The following is an 18808-nucleotide window of genomic DNA, read 5'->3' as shown; positions in this document are numbered from 1 at the left end:
GCGTGACGGCGGTCCTGACCCAGCTTCCGTCCGCCTGCCGGCCGGGGATACGGCGCGCCCAGCAGCGGTACCCGTCGCGGGGTGCCTCACGCCGGCCGGAGCGCGTGGTCGATGAGGACCTCGGCGGCCGCGCGGGCCTGCTTCGCCGGCTCGGGGTCGCCGGCGATCGCCGCGGTCGTCTGGGCGCCCTCGGCCAGGATCGCGAGCTGCGGGGCGAGCGAGGAGGGCGCGCCGGCCGCGGTGACCAGGTCCGCGACCGTGGTCTGGAAGCCGACCTTGTGCGCGCGCACGATTTCGGCGACCCGCGGCGACATCGCGCCGAGCTCGCCGAAGGAGTTGATGAAGAAACAGCCGCGGAAGTCGTCCTGGGTGAACCAGCGGGCCAGCATGTCGTAGATCGCGAGCAGGCGCGATCGCGGGCTGCCGGCCGCGGTGGCCTCCGCGATCCAGGCTTCCCAGGTCTCGTGCCGGCGTTCGAGCACGTGCTCCACGATCGACTCCTTGCCGGCGAAGAGCCGGTAGAGCCGCTTGAGCGACACCCCGGACTCGGCCCGCAGGTCGTCCATTCCGACCGCCTGTACGCCGCGCTCGTAGAAGAGGCGGTCGGCCGCGTCGAGTACGCGCGTCGCGGCCGCCTCGTCGTCGAGCCCGCGCTGTGCGGATGGAGTGCTCACGGTCCTGGCCCTTTCGTGTGACGACCGCCACGGCACCACCCGGAATGACGGTGCGAGAACGGTCGTTTTCCACGATACGCGGAGAACGAAGGTTCTCCATGGAAGCGGAGGAAGTCAGATGCCATACATCACCGTCGGCACCGAGAACAGCACCAGCATCGACCTCTACTACGAGGACCACGGCCAGGGTCAGCCGGTCGTGCTGATCCACGGCTACCCACTCGACGGGCACTCGTGGGAGAAGCAGAGCGCCGCGCTGCTCGACGCCGGCTACCGGGTCATCACCTACGACCGCCGCGGGTTCGGCCGTTCCAGCCAGCCCACCACCGGCTACGACTACGACACCTTCGCCGCCGACCTCAAGGTCGTGCTGGATACCCTCGACCTCACCGACGTCGTTCTCGTCGGCTTCTCGATGGGCACCGGCGAGGTCGGTCGATACCTGGGCACCTACGGGTCGGCGCGGGTCGCGAAGGCCGCCTTCCTCGCCTCGCTGGAACCGTTCCTGCTCAGGACCGACGACAACCCGACCGGCGTGCCGCAGGAGGTGTTCGACGGCATCCTCGCCGCCGTCAGGTCCGACCGCTACGCCTACTTCGACGACTTCTACCGGAACTTCTACAACACCGACGAGACGCTCGGCACCCGCCTGTCCGAGCAGGCCCTGCGCAACAGTTGGCAGGTCGCCGCCGGGTCCTCCTGGTTCGCCTCCAGTGCGGCGGTGCCGACCTGGGTGACCGACTTCCGCGCCGACATCCCGAAGATCGACGTTCCGGCGCTGATCCTGCACGGCACCGCCGACAACATCCTGCCGATCGACGCCACCGGTCGCCCCTTCCACCAGGCGTTGCCCTCGGCGGAGTACGTCGAGATCGAAGGCGCTCCGCACGGTCTGCTGTGGACCCACGCCGACGAGGTGAACGAGGCGCTGCTCCGGTTCCTCGCCAGATAGGTGCCGACGGGGCCCGGGTCCTCAGCCGGTGATTTCGTCCAGGCGGTGCAGTAGCCGCTGCCGGGCGTCCTCGCCAAGGGCGAACGGGGAGTCGGGCCCCTCGTCGGCGTCGTGCTCGTCGAGGAGGTCCGTTGCCTCCAGGACCCAGGTCGTCGAGCCGGCGGAGGCCAGACCGGGGGTCTCGGCCAGTGCCTCGATGCCGCCCGCCTGGTGCAGTTGCTGCAACGCCTCGCTCAGGTCCGTCACGTCGACCGGCTCGTCCCCGTCCTCGGCCGAGTCGTGGTAAGCCTCCTTACCGGCCTGGACGACCGCCGGCTCGTCGGTCACGACGAAGTCCGCCCGGTGCAGGACCGTCAGCCGGAACGACGGCTCGCCGGTGAACTCGAGCTCCTCGGTGCCGTCCTGGTCGACGTCCTCGTCCTCCGGCTCGCCTTCGTCCTCCTCGGCGAACTCCGCCAGATCCTCGTCCTCGTCTTCGTCGAGGTCCTCGTCTTCGTCGACGTCCTCGTCCAGGCCGAGGGGCGGCACGGTGCCGGTGAGCTCGAACTGCGCGTCGGCGTAGGCGGCGGCCGCGGCTTCGAGGTGCTCGTCAACCTCGGCGACGGTGTCGTCGTCCTGCTCCGCGCCGGTCAGCTCCAGCAGTGTCGCGCTGTGCTGGCGGATCGCCTCGACCAGGTTCGTCGTCGCTACCCGGAACGACTCGCGGGCCTCGTCGGTCCACCGCGGGTCGTTCTCGTCCAGCTCCGTCATCGGCGTGCCCGTTCCTCACCAGCGGCTCCCGGGTGGAGCCGAACCGGGCGGGACGCTACCGGAGTACCACCGGACCCCCGACGGCCGGTCGGCTCGAAACCGTTCCGAGACCAACGAAAACCCGGAACCGGCGTGCCGTCCGAAATGTGGGAATGTGCTGTTCATTGCGCCAATGACGCTTGATCGACGTCCGCACTGCCACCTCCACGCGATTTTCCGCGACCTCCAAACGGGTGAAATAGCTGGTTGTGCATCCCGGCGCGCCGTACGACCGGTGGCACCTGACCCGTATTCCAGCCATCACCGAATCGTGATGTACGGGCATTCCGCTACCTCGGGGTCAGCCGTAATGTCGTCTGCGAGTGACCAAAGAAAAGCATCCGGACCGCACCCGCAAACGTTCGCTACAAACGCAGCCGCAAACGCAATTGCAAGCTCCCTCGCCGAGCGTCACAGGACCCCGGCGGCGAACTCCTGCGCCCCCTCCAGCAACGCGGATCAGGTCGCCGTCCTGCGTACCGCGCCGCGGTTCGCGTCCTGCCGCCCTGTGGGGCTGTCCAGCTGGAGGCCGGCATGAGGCCGAACCATGTCGTCGGGCGGAACTCCCCGCCCTACCGAGTCCTTGTTCCGGCCCGACCGTCCGGCGCGGGCCTGCACCGGGGGGCGCGCCGGCGCCGTCCGCCGACCACCGGAGTTCCCGTCGAGGGCGCGCGCGTCGCGTTGTCGATCTCCGTTCTCGTCGCCGTTCCCCTGCTCGCGCTGAATCTTCGCCCGGCCGTCACCAGCGTCGGCGCCGTGCTCAACGACCTGCGGGCCGGCACCGGGTTGTCCGCGGTGCTCGCGTCGGTGGTGGTGTCCGCGCCGGTCTGGTGCTTCGCCGTCGGCGGCGCGTTGTCCTACAAGCTGCGCTCGGCGTGGGGCACCTCGCGCACGGTCACGGTCGCGCTCGTGGTGCTGGCCGCGACGCTGGCCTCCCGGGTCGCGTCCGGCCCGTACCTGCTGCTCGGCGGCACGGTGCTGGCGTGCCTGGCGATCGCCGTGCTCGGCACCCTGCTCCCGGTGATCACGCACGCCGCGCCGACGAAGGCGTGGGCGCTGCTGACCGGGTGTTACGTCGCCGCGATGGGCGGCGGCAGCGGGCTCGGCGCCCTGATCACGCCGCAGGTCTCCGACCGGATGAGCTGGCAGTGGGGGGTCAGCTCGTGGGCGCTGCTCGCCGCGGCGGCGCTGGTGGCGTGGCGGGTGGCGGCTCGCAGGTTCACCGAGCCGCCCGTCGCCGCTTCTGGCCCTCGGCCGAGCCCGTTCAACCTGCGGCCGCCGAGCACGGCCTGGACCACGACCATCCATTTCGGACTCACGTCCGGGTTCACGTTCACCATCATGGGCTGGCTGCCGAGTATTCTGCTCGACCACTCGCACGTCGACGAGTCGATGGTCGGCTGGATGTTCGGCGTGGCGATGGCGCTCGGCGTGCCGATCGCGTTGCTGGTGCCGAAGTGGGCGCGCGGCGCGCAGAGCCAGTCCGCACTGGCGATCGCGCTGTGCGCGCCGAACCTGCTGGCGATGGGCGGGTTGCTGCTGTATCCGCAGATGACGCCGTGGGTGTGGGCGGTGGGACTAGGGCTCGGGATGCCGGCGGTCGGTCTCGCGCTCGCGCTGATCTCGCTGCGCGCGGCGCCGGACGGGGACACGGCGGCGGCGTTGTCGTCGATGGTGCAGGGTTTCGGTTACGCGATCGCGGGGGCCACGACGCTGGGGGCGGGGCTGCTGCACAGCTCGACGCAGTCGTGGGAGTGGCCGCTGATCGCGCTGTTGGTGGTGCTGTGTGGACAGTTGATCACGGGGATGCACGCCGGCCTGCCGACGACGGTGTACTCCGGGCGGAAGCCCGAGCCGCCGGCGCCGCGCCCCACGCCGAGGCCGTCGCCACGCCCGCGCCGCGAAGCGCCGGTGGTGGCGGCGGTGTCGGGGAACGGGTCGGCGCCGGTGCCGGGGAACGGTTCGGGTGTGGTGCAGCGGGTCCCGGTTCCGGCGCCGATCCTGCTGCCGATGCCCGCACCGCGGGTCGGACGCGGAACGTGGGAGCGCGTACCGGGGCTGGAGCGGGTGCCGGAGTTGGAGCGGGTGCCGGAGTTGGAGCGGGTGCCGGAGATCGAGCGGGTGCCGGAGTTGGAGCGGGTGCCGGAGTTGGAGCGGGTGCCGGACCTGGAGCGTAGTCCGGCGGCCGCGGGAGCCGATGGCGTGGCCTGGGAGCGAATGCCGGAGATCGAGCGCGCACCCGAAGCGTCTCCCGATCCTGTTCCGGGTTCGGCGGACGCGCGGGGTGAGCCGGAGGTGCCGTCGGCCGACGTGGCGCCGGCGGCAACGGACTCCGAGCAACACGTCGAGGCGTTCGAGGTCCCGCTCTCCGCTCCGCGTCAGGAGGCGCTGTTCGACCTACCGCGCCAGGAGGCATTGTTCGAGATCCCGACGCAACGGCAGCCAATGACGTAGGCCGGGGCGGCGGGATCGCCGGTGGCCGTGTCGACGGGGCAGCCAGCTCCGCCGGCACGGCCATCGCGCTCCGGGGGTGGTCGGTGCGCGTCTGGTCGGGCTATTGACAGTCAATCACCAACCCCGCACCCTGGTGGGAAATCGATTACTCACCAGAGGTGGATGCGGTGAACCGAACCATGGCCGCCGTCCTGGCCGCGGCGACGCTCGTGACGTCCCTGCTCATCGCACCCGCCGCCGCCACGGCCGCCGAGCTGCCCACCGTGTCCGCCGGTACGTTCGTCCACGTCTACGACCCCTCGGTCGGCGAGTCGGAGCCCTGGTACTACAACGACCACACCCTCGTCCGCGACGTGCGCACCGGTACCTGGCACGTCTTCGCCATCACCCACGCCGAGCCGGCCAACCCCCTGGACGAGAAGAACTTCGGCCACGCCACCGCACCCACCCCGAACGGCCCGTGGACCAAACAACCGTTCGCGCTCACCGCCGACCCCGCCGCCGGCGAGAGCCACATCTGGGCCCCGCACGTCATCCACCACGACGGCGTCTACCACATGTTCTACGCCGCCGGCACCCCCGACCACGCCGCCTACCGCATGCACCTCGCCACCTCGACCGACCTGACCACCTGGACCCGCAGCCCGGCCAACCCCCTGTTCACCGACGGCTTCGACGCCCGCGATCCGATGGTCACCAGGATCGGCACCCAGTGGGTCATGTACTACACCGCCAACAGCACCCCCACCGGCGGCAACCACCAGGTCGCCTACCGCACCAGCACCAACCTCACCGACTGGAGCGCCAAGCGGGTCGCCTTCCAGCACCCGGCCTCCGGCACCTTCGGCGGCCCCACCGAGTCGCCGTTCGTCATGTGGCGCGGCGGCTGGTGGTACCTGTCCGTCTGCTGCGACCCCGGCTACAAGGACACCCGCGTCTACCGCAGCCGCGACCCGTTCCACTTCTCCGTCGACGACCTCGCCGGCCGGATCGACGCTCACGCCGCCGAGATCGTCACCGAACCGAACGGCGCCACCTGGATCACCGGCGCCGGCTGGGGCCAGGGCGGGCTGCACGTCGCGCCGCTGCACGTCAGCGAACCGCAGGCCCGCGTCTTCACCGGCACACCGGCCGACTTCGACGGGGACGGCCGGGACGACATCGTGACGTTCACGCACGGGCCGCTTGCCGACGTCTACGTCGCGCTGTCGGACGGCGGCCGGTTCGTCGGCACCTCCCGGAAGTGGAACGACTTCTTCGCGCTCGACGGCGAGACCCCGCTGACCGGGGACTTCGACGGCGACGGCCGGGACGACATCGTGACCTTCACCCACGGGTCGATGGCCGACGTGCACGTGGCGCTGTCCACCGGCTCCGCGTTCGCCGGCGCCACCAAGTGGCACGACCACTTCGCCCTCGACGGCGAGGTCCCGGCGGTCGGCGACGTCGACGGGGACGGCCGGGACGACATCGTCACGTTCACCCGCGACGCGCTCGGGGACGTCTACGTCGCCCGCTCCACCGGCTCCGGCTTCATTGCGTCGGCGAAGTGGCACGACTTCTTCGGCATCGCCGGCGAGTCGCCCGGGGTGGCCGACGTGAACGGCGACGGCCGCGCGGACATCGTCACGTTCACCCACGGCGGCGACGCCGACGTCTACGTGGCGCTCTCCACGGGCTCCGGTTTCGGCCCGTCGGCGAAGTGGCACGACTCGTTCGCGACGGGCCGGGTGACCCCGAGGCTCGGCGACGTGAACGGTGACGGCCGGGCCGACCTCGTCGCGTTCGACGGCGACCCCGCCGAGGTCCAGGTGGCGCTGTCCACCGGCTCCGGCTTCGGCGCGCCGTCGACCTGGCACGACTTCTTCGCGCCCACCGGCGAGTTCCCCTACGTCGGCGACTTCGACGGCGACGGCCGCACCGACATCGTCACGTTCACCCACAACGCGGGCGCCGACGTCTACACGGCGCTGTCCACCGGCTCCGGGTTCGGGCCAGGCACCCGCTGGCACGACTACTTCGGCCTCCCCGGCGAAACCAGCCTCTAGGCGCGGTGGCGATCACGTGGACGAGATGGGGCCTTCCCTGGACACGGTCGTCGACCAGTCCCGGTCCGTGGCCGACGCGGGCTTCGCCGGGGTGTGGGTCGGCCAGCGCACCGGTCGGGACGCGCTGACGACGCTCGCGGTGGCCGGGCGCGAGGTGCCCGGGATCGAGCTGGGCGTCGGCGTGGTGCGACCTATCCCCGGCACCCGCTCGCCCTCGCCGCGCAGGCGCTGACCGTTCAGGAGGCCGTCGGCGGCCGGCTCAGCCTGGGGCTCGGCGTGAGCCATCAGCACATCGTCGAGGACCAGTTCGGGTACTCCTTCGACCGCCCCGCTCGCCACCTGCGCGAGTACCTGTGCGCGCTGGTTCCGTTGCTATGTGGGGAAAGCGTGACCTACCGGGGTGAGACGCTCACCGCCGTCGGCGGCGTCGACCTGGCCGGGGTCGCGCCGCCGTCCGTGCTCGTCGGCGCACTCGGGCCGGCGATGCTCCGGTCGCCGGCGAGCTGGCCGACGGGACCATCACGACCTGGGCCACCGCGGCCGGTCTCGCCGAGCACGTGGTGCCCACGATCACCCGGGCGGCCGGCTCGCGCACGCCGCGCGTGGTCGCCGCGACGGTCGTCTGCGTCACCTCGCACGAGGAGGACCGCCGGACGTGGGTCGCGGAGAACTTCGGCATGGTCGGGCAGCTGCCCAACTACCGCGCGATGCTCGACCGGGGCCGTGCCGCCGGCCCGGAGGACACCGTCGTCATCGGCGACGAGCGCCGGGTCGAACGCCGGCTCCGCGAGCTGTTCGACGCCGGGGCGACCGACCTGGTGGTCATGCCGCTCGGCCCGGAGGACGAACAGCCAGGACCACCGCGCTCCTGGCCGACCTCACCTAGGGCATCGCGGTGGGTGGGGCGAAGCGGGCGACCAGGGCGGTCAGCGCGCCCCACACGCCGGGCAGCAGCAGCACGCCGGCGACCGTGGCCGCCGGCACCACCAGGTGCTTCTCCACCCCGCCGCCGGTGCGGAACCGCAGCCACTTCGGTGGCCGCAGCTCGTACCAGGTCTCGCCGGCGATCGGGATCGGCCACAGGAACGGACAGCCCGACTTGGTCGCGGCGTCGCCGAGGCAGTGCACGACGCAGCCGAGCGCGACCGCCACCCCCACCCAGCCGGTCGACGCGGTCAACGCGTCGTCCAGCCCGCCCGTGTACGCGGTGAACCCGGCCGCGGTGACCGACACCACCAGCAGCCAGTCGCCGAGCACGTCCGCGGCCAGGAACAGGCCGAACGCGATGATCCCGCCGACCGCCCAGCCGCCGCCCAGCTCGGAGATCCCGGTGGCGAGCCAGCCGAGCAGCAGCGCGAACGCCACCGTGTGCGTCATGTGCCGGTGCGTGCCGGTGCAGTTCTCGTCGCGCGGGCCCTTGGTCAGCGCGTACAGGCCGCGCGAGCACGCTCGCAGGATCTTCGACAGCAACCCGGTGACCGGCCCGAGGAACCGCGACGCGGTGGCGTGCGGGTGGTCCAGGTCGGGCAGCAGCGCGTAGCCCGCCGACGCGGTCGCGAACGGCAGCACCTCGGGCAGCGTGTGCAGGCCGACCAGCGGCGCCACGGCAAGACCGGCGCACCAGCCGGTCAGCGCGTGGCTGTGTCCCATCATGTCTCGCGGCTCCAGAAGGCAGGGTGGGCAGCCAGTTGATCTTACGGACCCGGAACGGTCCGGTCGGTACGCCACGCCGCTGCTCGATCCCTTCGGACCCGGATGGGAGGATCGCCGTCGTGCTCGAATCCCGTCGTCCGGCCGGACCACCCGCGCGCCGGGTCGCGTGGGCGCTGCTCGCCACCGCGGTCGTCACCATCGGCCTCACCGGTGCGATCAGCGCGTCCTCCGGCGATCCGGCGGACGCGCTGCGCCTCTCGACGGTGTCCAACCCAGACCCCGACCTCGTCAGCGGTGGGGACGTGCTGGTCCGGGTCACCAACCTCGACGCCGGCGAGCCGCTGGCGGTGCACAGCAACGGCGAGGACGTCACCGAGCGCTTCGTCGAGCAGCCGGACGGCTCGCTGCTCGGCCTGGTCACCGGCCTGGACGAGGGCCGCAACACGATCACCGCGACGTCCGGGATGCGGCACACGGCGCTGACCGTCACCAACCACGACCGCTCCGGGCCGGTCTTCTCCGGCGAGCAGCAGACGCCGTTCTACTGCGAGACCGCCGCGTTCGGTCTCGAGCCGGCCGAGCAGCCGGACTGCGCGGCGGAGACCGAGGTGTCCTACCGCTACCGCACCACCGACGGCGCGTTCCCGCGGCTCGACGACCCGGACCACCCGCCGGACGACGTCGCCACGGTGACCGTCGACGGTCGGGAGCGCCCCTACGTCGTGCGGGTCGAGATCGGCACGATCAACCGCGCGGTGTACGAGACCGCCGTCCTGTACGACGGCGGCGACCCGTCGCCGACCGACCAGGACGACGGGACGGCGTGGAACGGCAGGCTCGTCTACACCTTCGGCGGCGGCTGCAACGGCGGCCGGCACCAGGGCGTGGCCACCGGCGGCGTGCTGGAGGACCTGTTCCTGTCCCGCGGCTACGGCGTGGCCTCGTCGACGCTGAACGTGCTGGAGACCAACTGCGGCCCGGTCGTCTCGGCGGAGACCGCGATGATGGTCAAGGAGCGGTTCGCCGAGGTCAACGGCCCGATCCGGCACACCATCGGCTGGGGCGGCTCCGGCGGCGCGATCCAGCAGTACACGATCGCCGACGCCTATCCGGGGATCCTCGACGGCATCGTGCCCGGCATCTCCTACCCCGACCCGCTGACCGTGATGACCCCGATCGCCGACTGCGGCCTGCTGACCGCGTTCTTCGCCGGCCCCGGCGCCGACTTCACCACCGAGGAGCGGCACGCGGTCACCGGCTACGTCACCGGCAACACGTGCGCGTCCTGGACGACCTCGTTCCTGAGCCGGCTCAGCGCGACCGGCAGCTGCCCCGACGCGATCCCCGAGCAGGAGCGCTGGGACGAGCACACCAACCAGGACGGGGTGCGGTGCGGCGCCGCCGAGCAGTGGGCCAACCAGCTCGGCCGCGACCCGGCGACCGGGTTCGTTCGGTCCACACTGGACAACACCGGCGTGCAGTACGGCCTGGCCGCGCTGGAGTCCGGGGCGCTGTCGGCCGAACGGTTCGTGCGGCTCAACGCCGGCATCGGCGGCTACGACGCGCACGGCGAACGGGTGCCGGAGCGGATGTCCGCCGACCGGGAGGCGCTGCGCGCGGCCTACGCAGGCGGCCTGCTCAACACCGCCGGGCTCGGCCTGCGCTCCACGCCGATCATCGACCAGCGCACCTACCTCGACCGCTCCGGCTCGATCGCCGACATCCACACCTTGGAGATGTCGTTCGTCCTGCGCGAGCGCCTGCTGGCGGCCAACGGCACCGCCGACAACCAGGTGATCATCGTCAACCCGCCGGACCCGGCGCGGGAGGCCGAGGCCAAGGCCTACGCGCTGGACGCGATGGAGCGCTGGCTCACCGCGATCGCCGCCGACCCGTCCGACCGAGGCCGCGCGGCCAAGGTCGCCGCGAACAAGCCGGCTGACCTGGCCGACGGCTGCTACCCGCCGTCCGGCGAGCGGATCACCGAGCCGCTGACCCACGACGGTGACGGCCGGTGCGCCCAGCTGTATCCGATCGGCGCGAACCCCCGGCTGGTGGCCGGCGCCGACCTGGCGATGACCACCCTGACGTGCGAGCTGCGCCCGATCGACTTCGCCGACTACCCGGTGCGGTTCACCACCGAGCAGCAGGAGCGCCTGCTGACCGCGTTCCCCGACGGCGTGTGCGACCACTCGCGGCCCGGGGTGGCGGAGCGGCCCGCGGAGCACGCCTGGCGTTCGTACTGACTGGCAGCATCCGGCCCGGACGGGACCGGTCCCGTCCGGGCGGCGGCATACTGCCGGCATGACCTCGACCCCACGTCCCCGGCCGCTGGTCGGCGCCGTGGTCGCGGTCGCGCTGGCGGCCCTGCTCTACGCGATGACCGCCACCTCGACCGGCGACACCGCCGCGGGCAGCGGCCTCGCCGTCGTCGCGATCGGCGTCGGGCTGGCCGCCGCGAAGCACCACTGGGCGCGGATCACCGTGACCGTCCTGCTCGGCGTGCAACTCCTGTACTGGTTGCCGCTGCCGCTGAGCGGGGAATGGGAGTTCACCGACAACCCGGTGGTCTACGTGCTCGTCGCCGCGCTGCTCAGCGTCGCCGGAGTGGTCCTGCTGTTCGGGCCGTCGTCGAACGCCTACTTCGCCGCGCGCCGGGCCGAGCGGGCCGGCCGCGTTCGGTAGAGTCCGAGGCGTGGCGACCGAGACCTGGCTGATCCGACTGCGGATCGTGCTGGCCGTCGCCCTGCCCGGCTTCCTCGCCCTGCTCACGCAGTCCGGCGGTCCGCTCGGGCTCGCCGCCGCCGTCTCGGCGTTGACCGCGGGCCTCGCGGTGGCCGTGGTCGCCGCGGCGCTGTTCGTCCGGCTCGCCCCGCCGGCCACGCCCGTCCTGGTGCGGACCGTGCGGATGCGCGAGGCCGCGTGGGCGGCCGCGTTCCTGCGGCTCCGCGACCCGGACGCACCCGGTCGCACCCGTCCACGAGCACCGGGGTCGCGCAGCACGGCTGCGTGACCGGTTCCTTTTTCGCGCAGCCGTTCCGCTGTCCCCCCGATGACCTCGGCCCACGGAGCGCTCGCATGTTCGACCTCGTCCTTTACCCTGTCTCGGCCATCCTCTGGTGCTGGCACACGCTGTTCTCCGGCCTGCCGCCGGCCGCCGCCTGGAGCCTGTCGATCGTCTTCCTCGTGTTCACCGTCCGCGCGCTGCTGGTCAAACCGGCGATCAACCAGCTGCGGGCCGCCCAGCGGGCGCGTGAGCTCGCGCCGAAGGTGGAGAAGCTGCGCGCCAGGTACGGCCGCGACCGGCAGCGCTTCGCCAGGGAGGTCCAGAAGCTGCACGCCGACGCCGGGACCAGCCCGTTCGCCGGCTGCCTGCCCGCGCTGATCCAACTGCCGGTGTTCCTCGGCCTCTACTGGGTGCTGCGTGGTTTCACCGAGGGCGCGGAGTCCAACCAGGTCTTCGACCGGGCAGCCGTCGCGGACTTCGTCGGGGCGGACCTGTTCGGCGCGCCACTCGGCGACTGGATCGCCGAAGGCGCGACCCCCGCGATGCTGGCCGTCGGTGGCGTCCTGATGGTGGTGGCCGCGACCGCGACGTTCCTCACCATGCGCGCGTCGCTGCGTCGTCAGCCCTCGTCGGACCCCCGGTTCGCCACCGTCGGCCGGGCGATGCTGGTCCTGGCGCCGGTCGGGATCGTCACGTCCGGAGCGTTCTTCCCGGTGCCGATCGCGGTGCTGCTGTACTTCGCGGTCAACAACGTCTGGTCGCTCGCACAGCAGCACATCCTCGCCTGAGGTTTTTTTGGTGGAGGGTGTCGATCCGCCCCGAGGGTGTCCGACGCACTGGTGACAGCGAGTTCCGCACCAGAAGGGCCCCCGCGAGATGATCGTCAACGCCACCACCCCAGCCGACGTCCGCACCGCCGTCCTGACCGCGCACGAGCGGCGCCTGCCGCTGACCGTGTACGCGACGGGCCACGGCGGCCCGATGCCGACCGGCGAGGACACCGTAGTCGTCACCACGTCCGAGATGACCGGCGTGCTGGTCGATCCCGACCGCCGCACGGCACGGGTCGGTGCCGGCACGCGCTGGGCCGACGTGATCGCCGCCGCCGCCCCGTTCGGCCTCGCGCCCCTGTCCGGCACGAGCCCGACCGTCGGCGTGGTCGGCTACACCCTCGGCGGTGGTCTTGGCTGGCTGTCCCGCCGCTTCGGCTTCGCCGCCGACAGCGTCCTGCGAGCCGAGATCGTCACCGCCGACGGCGAGTCGCGGACGGTCACCCCCGACCAGAACCCCGACCTGTTCTGGGCCATCCGGGGCGGCGGCGGCAACTTCGGCGTGGTGACGAGCCTGGAATTCCGCCTGCACCCGGTGCATACCGTGCACGCCGGAACGGCCAAGTTCTCCCTCGACCGAGCCGCCGACATCCTCACCCGCTACCGCGAGACAGCCCCGGAAATGCCAGACGCCCTCACCGCGAACATCGTCCTCACCAAGGATTCCGTGGCGATCCGCGGCATGTACGCCGGCTCGGCGTCGGATGCCCGCCGAGCCCTCGCCCCCCTGTTCGAGGTGGCCGGAACCCCCCGCGAGACCACCTGGCAAACGATCCCGTACACGGAGAGCGGCACGGTCGGTGGCATGGCGCCCCGCCAGTTCACCTACCAGGCCGCCCTGCCCGACGCCGTGATCGAAGCCGCCATCGAGGCCGTCCACGGTGAGGCCAACGGCGTGGAGTTCCGCACCTGGGGCGGAGCGATGTCCCGTCCCGGGGCCGACCCGGCCCCCGTCGGCCACCGCGACGTCCCGTTCTCGGTGGTCATCGACGGCCCGCCGGTCCCCACGATCACAGCGGCCGCAACAGGTGGTGCGTTCCTCAACTGGCTCCCCGACCCGACCCGAGTGTCCACCGCGTACACGCCGTCCGACTACGCGCGCCTCCAGAACGTGAAACTGACCCACGACCCGGAGAACCTCTTCCGCCCGGTGAAGCACATCGCACCCGCGACACCCGCACTCGCCCGGCTGGGCGCGTAACCGGGTGCGCGCTGAACCGGACAAAGCCAGCCCATGGGGACGGGCTGAATGACGAGGGTGAAGGTACGCGATGCTACTGAGCGCCGGCCCGCCCCACAGCGAGGCCACGGACTACGAGGTACTGCACGTTGGCTTTGGAGGTCTCCACCAGCACCGTTTGTAGGTCAGTGCTGACACCACCCGGACCAGGAGGGCACCCTAGTGTTGGTGGGAGTTGACACCACCCTGGCGGGCGCGCAAGCGGAGCGAGTCCGAGCAGATTGAGCGGAGGTGGGCGCATGTCGGCGACGAAGCTCCTGGTACTCGGTATCGTGCACCTCTCCGGCGGCGCGCATGGCTACCAGGTGCGGTCCGAGCTGCAGAGCTGGCGTGCGGAGATTTGGGCCAAGATCAAGCCCGGCTCGATTTATCACGCGCTGAAGAAGGCGGCGGCTGATGGCCTCCTCACCGAACACGCCGAGCCGGGCAACTCCGGGCCGGAGCGCGTTCTGTACCGGGTGACAGCTCGGGGACGTGACGAGATAGTCGAACTGGTCCGCGACGGTCTGCGGCGCACCCATGACCCCACCATGCTCAACGCGTCGATCGCCATGTTGCCCATGCTGACCAGGACAGATGCCATCGCGCACGTCAACGAGCGGGTCGCGCGCCTGGAAGCGGAGCTCGTAGAGCAGGCCAAGTGGCGGGAGCACCCGAACCCCGACATTCCCGAACACGTCCGCGATCAGGCCGAACTGTGGGCGGGATATGCACGCACCGAACTGGAGTGGGCGAAGAGCCTGAGCAAACGACTGGCTGAGGGCGCCTACACCATGGCCGATGATCCGGGTTCGTGGCGAACGGTCCCCTAATCAACCTTGACTAGACGCTCCTCCTTGTGTACTTTGGCCGAGTAACCAAACTTGACTAGTCGGCCAGGTCGGACGCGGCAAGGAGAGCCGAATGAGCACCATCCTCAAGAACAGCTCGGAAACCGTTGCGCACACGCCCGGGCGGGCGAGCAGCATCGGAATCTGGATTCTGCATGTCGTGCTGGCGGCGATCATCGCCGGCGGCGGAATCTCGAAGCTCGCCGGCGACCCGGTCATGGTGGACATGTTCGCCGACATCGGGGCTGGCCAGTGGCTCCGGTACCTGGTCGGAGCGCTGGAGGTCGCGGGAGGGGTTGGACTTCTGATCCCGGCTCTGGCGGGCCTGGCCAGTCTCGGGTTGGCGGCATTGCTGACCGGTGCTGTCATCACCGATCAGTTCGTGCTCGAGCAGAGCCCTTGGCTGCCGCTCGCCCTTCTCGTCGTGGCGGCCGTGATCGCAAGGGCGCGGTGGTCGCGCACCGAGGCCGTCGTCGGCACGCTGCTCAGGCGCTGAGACAAACCTCTCGAACGGAGATGTGAGATGAACGAGATGGCCTTTCGCGTGACATCAAACGATGGCACCACCATCGCCTACGACCGGAAGGGAAGCGGCCCGGCTGTCGTCCTGGTAGGCGGCGCACAGGACGACGGAGCCGAGAACGCTCCCTTGATACCTGCTCTCGCCGAGCACTTTACGGTTTACAACTATGCCCGTCGGGGACGGGGCGCGAGCGGCTTCACCGAGCCCTACGCCGTGGAAAGGGAGATCGAGGACCTGGATGCGTTGATCGCGGAGGCGGGCGGCTCGGCACACCTGTTCGGGGCGTCCTCTGGTGGCGCTCTGGCGCTGGAAGCCGCCGCGGCCGGGTCAGCCATCGACACGATCGCCGTGTGGGAGGTGCCCTACGCGGTCGGGGACGACATACGCCCGCGATTCGAGGAGTACGTCGCGGACACCCGACGCGCCTTCGACGCCGGGCGAGACGAGGAGGTTCTCGAACTGTTCATGCGCATGACCGGCGCCTCCGACGACAACATCGCGGCCAGGAAAGCGGCAGGCAAGCAGACGGCGCACTGGGCGGATTCGGTCGCCCTCGCGCCCACGCTGGTCCACGACAGCCTCTTCCTCAACCGCTACCAGTTGCCGGCCGATCGACTGGCAACGGTCACCCAACCGGTCCTGGTCACCACCGGAGGACCGATCACGGTCCCCTACATGGCAGGCCTGCCCTCGGACTTCTTCGACCGCGCAGCCGACGAGCTTGCAGACCTCCTACCCCACGCTCAACGGGAGACCCTCGAGGGGCCGGATCACGTCGTCGACCCACAGATCGTCGGCCCGCTGTTGCTACGGTTCTTCAGCAGCGAACACTGAGGGGCCCGCGAGGTGTTGCGGGAAGACCGATTAGGCACCGCGCAAGCAGATCTTCGTCGCGCCAGGGACACGGGGCGGACAGGTGGTGTCGAGGTTGATGTCGTCGGCGGCATCACAGGCCTGATCCTGGGCGTGCTCGTCACCAACGTCTTCGTCACCACGCAAGGCCGGGCCGTCGTACTGACCTGGGCTTCAGTGGGACTCGACCTGGCCTACTCGCTGCTCATCGGCTCCGTCGTCGGTCGTACCCCGCACTCCGGGCCGACTCAGTACCGCCCTCCGAAGCCCTGCGCAGCACATGACCAGGCACCTCGGTAGGGCCAGTGATTCCGGGCTTTGGTCGCATGCGGTCACCGTTCCCGGGCGGTGGCCCGGTGCCGAAAGTCGTGCCCACGGCGTGCTCACGTCAGGAGTGCCACCGATGACGCAGCCGCGTTCCCGGGTCGACCTGTACGCGGCGATCCGACGGGATGCCCGATCTGGGATGTCCAACCGCGCGCTGCAGCGCAAGCACGGCGTCGGCTTCCGAACCGTGACAGCGGCGCTGGAATCTGCATGGCCGAAGGAGAGAAAGCAACCGCCCAAACGCGGCTCACGGCTTGACGCGTACCGAGTGGTGATCGACGACTGGCTGCGCTCGGACGTCGACGCGCCGGAAGCAGCGACACACGGCGAAGCGGATCTTCGATCGACTGCTTGACGAACATGACGGGGCCGGGGTGGTGTCGTACTGGATGGTCCGCGAGTACGTCGCCACCCGACGCCGTGAGATTCGCGTCGAGGTCGGACGGGAACCTGCCAACGCGTTCATCCCGCAAGAGCACCTCCCGGGCCGCGAGGCCGAGGTTGACTTCGGCGACGTCGCCATCCGCCTGCGCGGCGAGCTCGTAACCTGCGCGCTGTTCAGCCTTCGGCTCTCCTACTCGGGCAAGGCCGTGCACAGGGTCAGTGCCTCGGCTGGGCAGGAAGCCTTCTTCGAGGGTCACGTCCACGCCTTCAACGTGCTCGGCGGGGTGCCGACCGGGAAGATCCGCTACGACAACCTCAAGGCCGCCGTCGCGAGCGTGATCGGGTTCTCCCGCCAGCGGGTCGAGGCCGACAGGTGGACCGCCGTCCGTTCCCACTACGGCATCGAAGCCTTCTATTGCCAGCCCGGAATCCAAGGTGCGCACGAGAAGGGCGGCGTCGAGGGGCAGATCGGCTGGTTGTGACGCAACCACCTCGTCCCTATCCCCGAGGTCGACTCCCTAGACGAGCTCAACGCTATGGTCGACGCCTGGGACGAAGCCGACGATGCCCGGCGGATCGGGTCCCGCGCCCGCACGGTCGGGGAACACTTCGCCACCGAGCAGCCACTCCTCGCGCCCCTTCCGACCGAGCCGTTCGAGACCGGCCGCTGGTTCACCCCGCGCGTGGACAGGTACGCCCAGGTCACGGTCCGGATGAACAAGTACTCCGTGCCCGCGCGCATGGTCGGCCGTCAAGCCCGGGTGCTCCTGAACGCCAGCGACCTGGTCGTGTTCGACGGCAGGACCGAGATCGCCCGCGACGAACGGCTCATGACCAAGGGCTCGACCCGGGTCGACCTGGACCACTATCTCGAGGTCCTCCTCCGCAAACCGGGCGCGCTACCCGGTGCGACAGCGCTGGAGCAGGCCAGGGCATCCGGGCGGTTCACGCCCGTTCACGACGCCTGGTGGGCCGCGGCCTGCAAGGCCCACGGTGACGCCGACGGCACCCGTGCCCTCATCGAGGTCCTGATGCTGCACCGGCACCTTCCACACGACCACGTCGTCGCCGGACTCGCGACGGCGCTGCGTGCAGGCGCGCTCACCGCGGACGCTGTCGCGTTGGAAGCGCGCAAGTACAACGACACGGCAGATGGCGGAGCCGACGACACGACAGCGGACCACCAGTCCCTGATGAGCGGCGCCAGGGCACGCGGAGAAGGCGAGATCCCTGCCGTGCGATCGCTGACCGAGCGCCGGCTCCGCGCCCACATCCCGGCCGACACTCGGCCGCTGCCGAGCGTGGAGAAGTACGACCAGCTGTTGGCCAGCCGACGTGACACCCCGAACGAAGGAGCCGCACCGTGACCACCAAGCGCCGTGGAATGACCGAAGAAGCAGCCGACGCCGCGATCGACCAAGCGTGCCGGATGCTGCGAATGCCCACCATCCGCAACTCCTTCACCGACTACGCCGACCGGGCAAGGCGTGAGCAGATGTCTTACCGCGGGTTCCTCGCCGAACTATTGCTTGCCGAGTGCGACGATCGCGCCCGACGCCGGTCCGAACGCCGGATCAAGGCCGCCAAAGTTCCCCCGCGAGAAGTCCCTGCGGGCCTTCGACTTCGACGCCAACCCCAACATCGATCCCGCCGTGATCCACACCCTCGCCAAGTGCGAATGGGTCCAGAAGGGACAGCCGCTGTGTCTGATCGGGGACTCCGGCACCGGCAAGTCCATCTGCTGATCGCACTCGGCACCGAGGCCGCCATGGCCGGCTACCGGGTCAAGTACACCCTGGCGACCCAGCTTGCCAACGAGCTCGTCGAGGCCGCCGACGAGATGACGCTGGCGAAGACCATCGCCCGCTACGGCCGCGTCGACCTGCTGTGCATCGACGAACTCGGCTACATGCAACTCGACCGCCGCGGCGCGGAACTCCTCTTCCAGGTCCTCACCGAGCGTGAGGAGAAGGCCTCGGTCGCGATCGCGTCCAATGAGTCCTTCGGCGGCTGGACCAAGACCTTCACCGACCCCCGGCTATGCGCAGCCATCGTCGATCGACTCACCTTCGGCGGCACCATCCTCGAGACCGGCACCGACTCCTACCGTCTGGCCCAAGCCACAAAGCAGCGGACAACCTGACACCCGTCGGGCGCGGAAGCGGTGTCGACGCAAACCAACATCCGCGGCACCGACACGTGCCCGGCGGTGTCAGAACTCGCCAACAAGCGGTGTCGGACGAAA

General features: G+C 70.6%; 15 protein-coding genes and 2 pseudogenes. 14 read left to right on the top strand and 3 right to left on the bottom strand.

The genetic code is table 11. The annotated features are described in order from the left end of the window. Positions 1-86: 86 nt before the first annotated feature. On the bottom strand, positions 87-674 hold the full coding sequence (locus tag JT362_RS12640) for a TetR/AcrR family transcriptional regulator (RefSeq protein ID WP_260191323.1): 588 nt from the start codon (positions 672-674) through the stop codon (positions 87-89). Between the two features lie 118 nt (positions 675-792). Here JT362_RS12640 and JT362_RS12635 point away from each other — a divergent pair, with 118 nt between their 5' ends. Next, on the top strand, positions 793-1626 hold the full coding sequence (locus JT362_RS12635) for an alpha/beta fold hydrolase (protein WP_260191322.1): 834 nt from the start codon (positions 793-795) through the stop codon (positions 1624-1626). Positions 1627-1647: 21 nt separating this feature from the next. On the opposite strand, the gene JT362_RS12630 is transcribed toward JT362_RS12635, so the two are convergent. Then, on the bottom strand, positions 1648-2376 hold the full coding sequence (locus tag JT362_RS12630) for a hypothetical protein (protein WP_260191321.1): 729 nt from the start codon (positions 2374-2376) through the stop codon (positions 1648-1650). Positions 2377-2949: 573 nt separating this feature from the next. Here JT362_RS12630 and JT362_RS35395 point away from each other — a divergent pair. The 3 genes and pseudogenes from JT362_RS35395 to JT362_RS35585 all read left to right on the top strand — a co-directional run. Next, positions 2950-4869 carry an MFS transporter gene (locus tag JT362_RS35395; RefSeq protein WP_311202698.1) on the top strand — a complete coding sequence of 640 codons (1920 nt, stop codon included), beginning with the start codon at positions 2950-2952 and terminating at the stop codon, positions 4867-4869. Between the two features lie 167 nt (positions 4870-5036). Beyond that, entirely contained in the window at positions 5037-6917 is a 1881-nt protein-coding gene (locus JT362_RS12620; protein WP_260191320.1) for an FG-GAP-like repeat-containing protein, read from the top strand. A 25-nt stretch (positions 6918-6942) separates the two neighbouring features. After that, positions 6943-7352 (top strand): annotated as a pseudogene (locus tag JT362_RS35585) (LLM class flavin-dependent oxidoreductase); the annotation flags it as partial. 447 nt (positions 7353-7799) lie between these two features. On the opposite strand, the gene JT362_RS12605 reads toward JT362_RS35585, so the two are convergent. Continuing rightward, the gene (locus JT362_RS12605; protein ID WP_260191318.1) at positions 7800-8570 is read right to left on the bottom strand and encodes a metal-dependent hydrolase; all 771 of its coding nucleotides are present in this window, start codon (positions 8568-8570) and stop codon (positions 7800-7802) included. 119 nt (positions 8571-8689) lie between these two features. Here JT362_RS12605 and JT362_RS12600 point away from each other — a divergent pair, with 119 nt between their 5' ends. The 10 genes and pseudogenes from JT362_RS12600 (at position 8690) to JT362_RS12555 (ending at position 18706) form a co-directional block, all read left to right on the top strand. Beyond that, on the top strand, positions 8690-10816 hold the full coding sequence (locus tag JT362_RS12600) for a DUF6351 family protein (RefSeq protein ID WP_260191317.1): 2127 nt from the start codon (positions 8690-8692) through the stop codon (positions 10814-10816). A 58-nt stretch (positions 10817-10874) separates the two neighbouring features. Next, the gene (locus JT362_RS12595) at positions 10875-11255 is read left to right on the top strand and encodes a hypothetical protein (protein ID WP_260191316.1); all 381 of its coding nucleotides are present in this window, start codon (positions 10875-10877) and stop codon (positions 11253-11255) included. Between the two features lie 10 nt (positions 11256-11265). Then, positions 11266-11583 carry a DUF6412 domain-containing protein gene (locus JT362_RS12590; protein ID WP_260191315.1) on the top strand — a complete coding sequence of 106 codons (318 nt, stop codon included), beginning with the start codon at positions 11266-11268 and terminating at the stop codon, positions 11581-11583. Positions 11584-11648: 65 nt separating this feature from the next. Then, positions 11649-12365, top strand: a complete 717-nt coding sequence (gene yidC / locus JT362_RS12585; protein WP_260191314.1) for a membrane protein insertase YidC — start codon at positions 11649-11651, stop codon at positions 12363-12365. An 88-nt stretch (positions 12366-12453) separates the two neighbouring features. Beyond that, complete coding sequence (locus JT362_RS12580) at positions 12454-13608, top strand: FAD-binding oxidoreductase (protein WP_260191313.1); 1155 nt, start codon at positions 12454-12456, stop codon at positions 13606-13608. Positions 13609-13886: 278 nt separating this feature from the next. Then, positions 13887-14459, top strand: a complete 573-nt coding sequence (locus JT362_RS12575) for a PadR family transcriptional regulator (RefSeq protein ID WP_260191312.1) — start codon at positions 13887-13889, stop codon at positions 14457-14459. A 91-nt stretch (positions 14460-14550) separates the two neighbouring features. Continuing rightward, the gene (locus tag JT362_RS12570; protein ID WP_260191311.1) at positions 14551-14973 is read left to right on the top strand and encodes a DoxX family protein; all 423 of its coding nucleotides are present in this window, start codon (positions 14551-14553) and stop codon (positions 14971-14973) included. Positions 14974-15000: 27 nt separating this feature from the next. Continuing rightward, complete coding sequence (locus JT362_RS12565) at positions 15001-15834, top strand: alpha/beta fold hydrolase (RefSeq protein ID WP_134130470.1); 834 nt, start codon at positions 15001-15003, stop codon at positions 15832-15834. A gap of 421 nt (positions 15835-16255) precedes the next feature. Next, a pseudogene (istA, locus tag JT362_RS12560) lies at positions 16256-17930 on the top strand (IS21 family transposase). Continuing rightward, complete coding sequence (locus JT362_RS12555) at positions 17927-18706, top strand: ATP-binding protein (RefSeq protein ID WP_311202696.1); 780 nt, start codon at positions 17927-17929, stop codon at positions 18704-18706. The pseudogene istA and the gene JT362_RS12555 overlap by 4 nt, the downstream one beginning before the upstream one ends. Positions 18707-18808 lie beyond the last annotated feature (102 nt).

The sequence above is a fragment of the Actinophytocola gossypii genome (genome assembly GCF_025165815.1).
Classification (GTDB): domain Bacteria; phylum Actinomycetota; class Actinomycetes; order Mycobacteriales; family Pseudonocardiaceae; genus Actinophytocola; species Actinophytocola gossypii.
The sequence above is the reverse complement of the archived record's forward strand: the minus strand, read 5'-3'. Positions and strand labels throughout refer to the sequence as shown.

Coding starts and splice junctions, on each gene's coding strand:
- JT362_RS35395 (WP_311202698.1), top strand. CDS start 2,950: ATGAGGCCGAACCATGTCGTCGGGCGGAACTCCCCGCCCTACCGAGTC.
- JT362_RS12570 (WP_260191311.1), top strand. CDS start 14,551: ATGAGCACCATCCTCAAGAACAGCTCGGAAACCGTTGCGCACACGCCC.
- JT362_RS12565 (WP_134130470.1), top strand. CDS start 15,001: ATGAACGAGATGGCCTTTCGCGTGACATCAAACGATGGCACCACCATC.
- JT362_RS12630 (WP_260191321.1), bottom strand. CDS start 2,376: ATGACGGAGCTGGACGAGAACGACCCGCGGTGGACCGACGAGGCCCGC.
- JT362_RS12580 (WP_260191313.1), top strand. CDS start 12,454: ATGATCGTCAACGCCACCACCCCAGCCGACGTCCGCACCGCCGTCCTG.
- JT362_RS12595 (WP_260191316.1), top strand. CDS start 10,875: ATGACCTCGACCCCACGTCCCCGGCCGCTGGTCGGCGCCGTGGTCGCG.
- JT362_RS12635 (WP_260191322.1), top strand. CDS start 793: ATGCCATACATCACCGTCGGCACCGAGAACAGCACCAGCATCGACCTC.
- JT362_RS12605 (WP_260191318.1), bottom strand. CDS start 8,570: ATGATGGGACACAGCCACGCGCTGACCGGCTGGTGCGCCGGTCTTGCC.
- JT362_RS12575 (WP_260191312.1), top strand. CDS start 13,887: ATGTCGGCGACGAAGCTCCTGGTACTCGGTATCGTGCACCTCTCCGGC.
- yidC (WP_260191314.1), top strand. CDS start 11,649: ATGTTCGACCTCGTCCTTTACCCTGTCTCGGCCATCCTCTGGTGCTGG.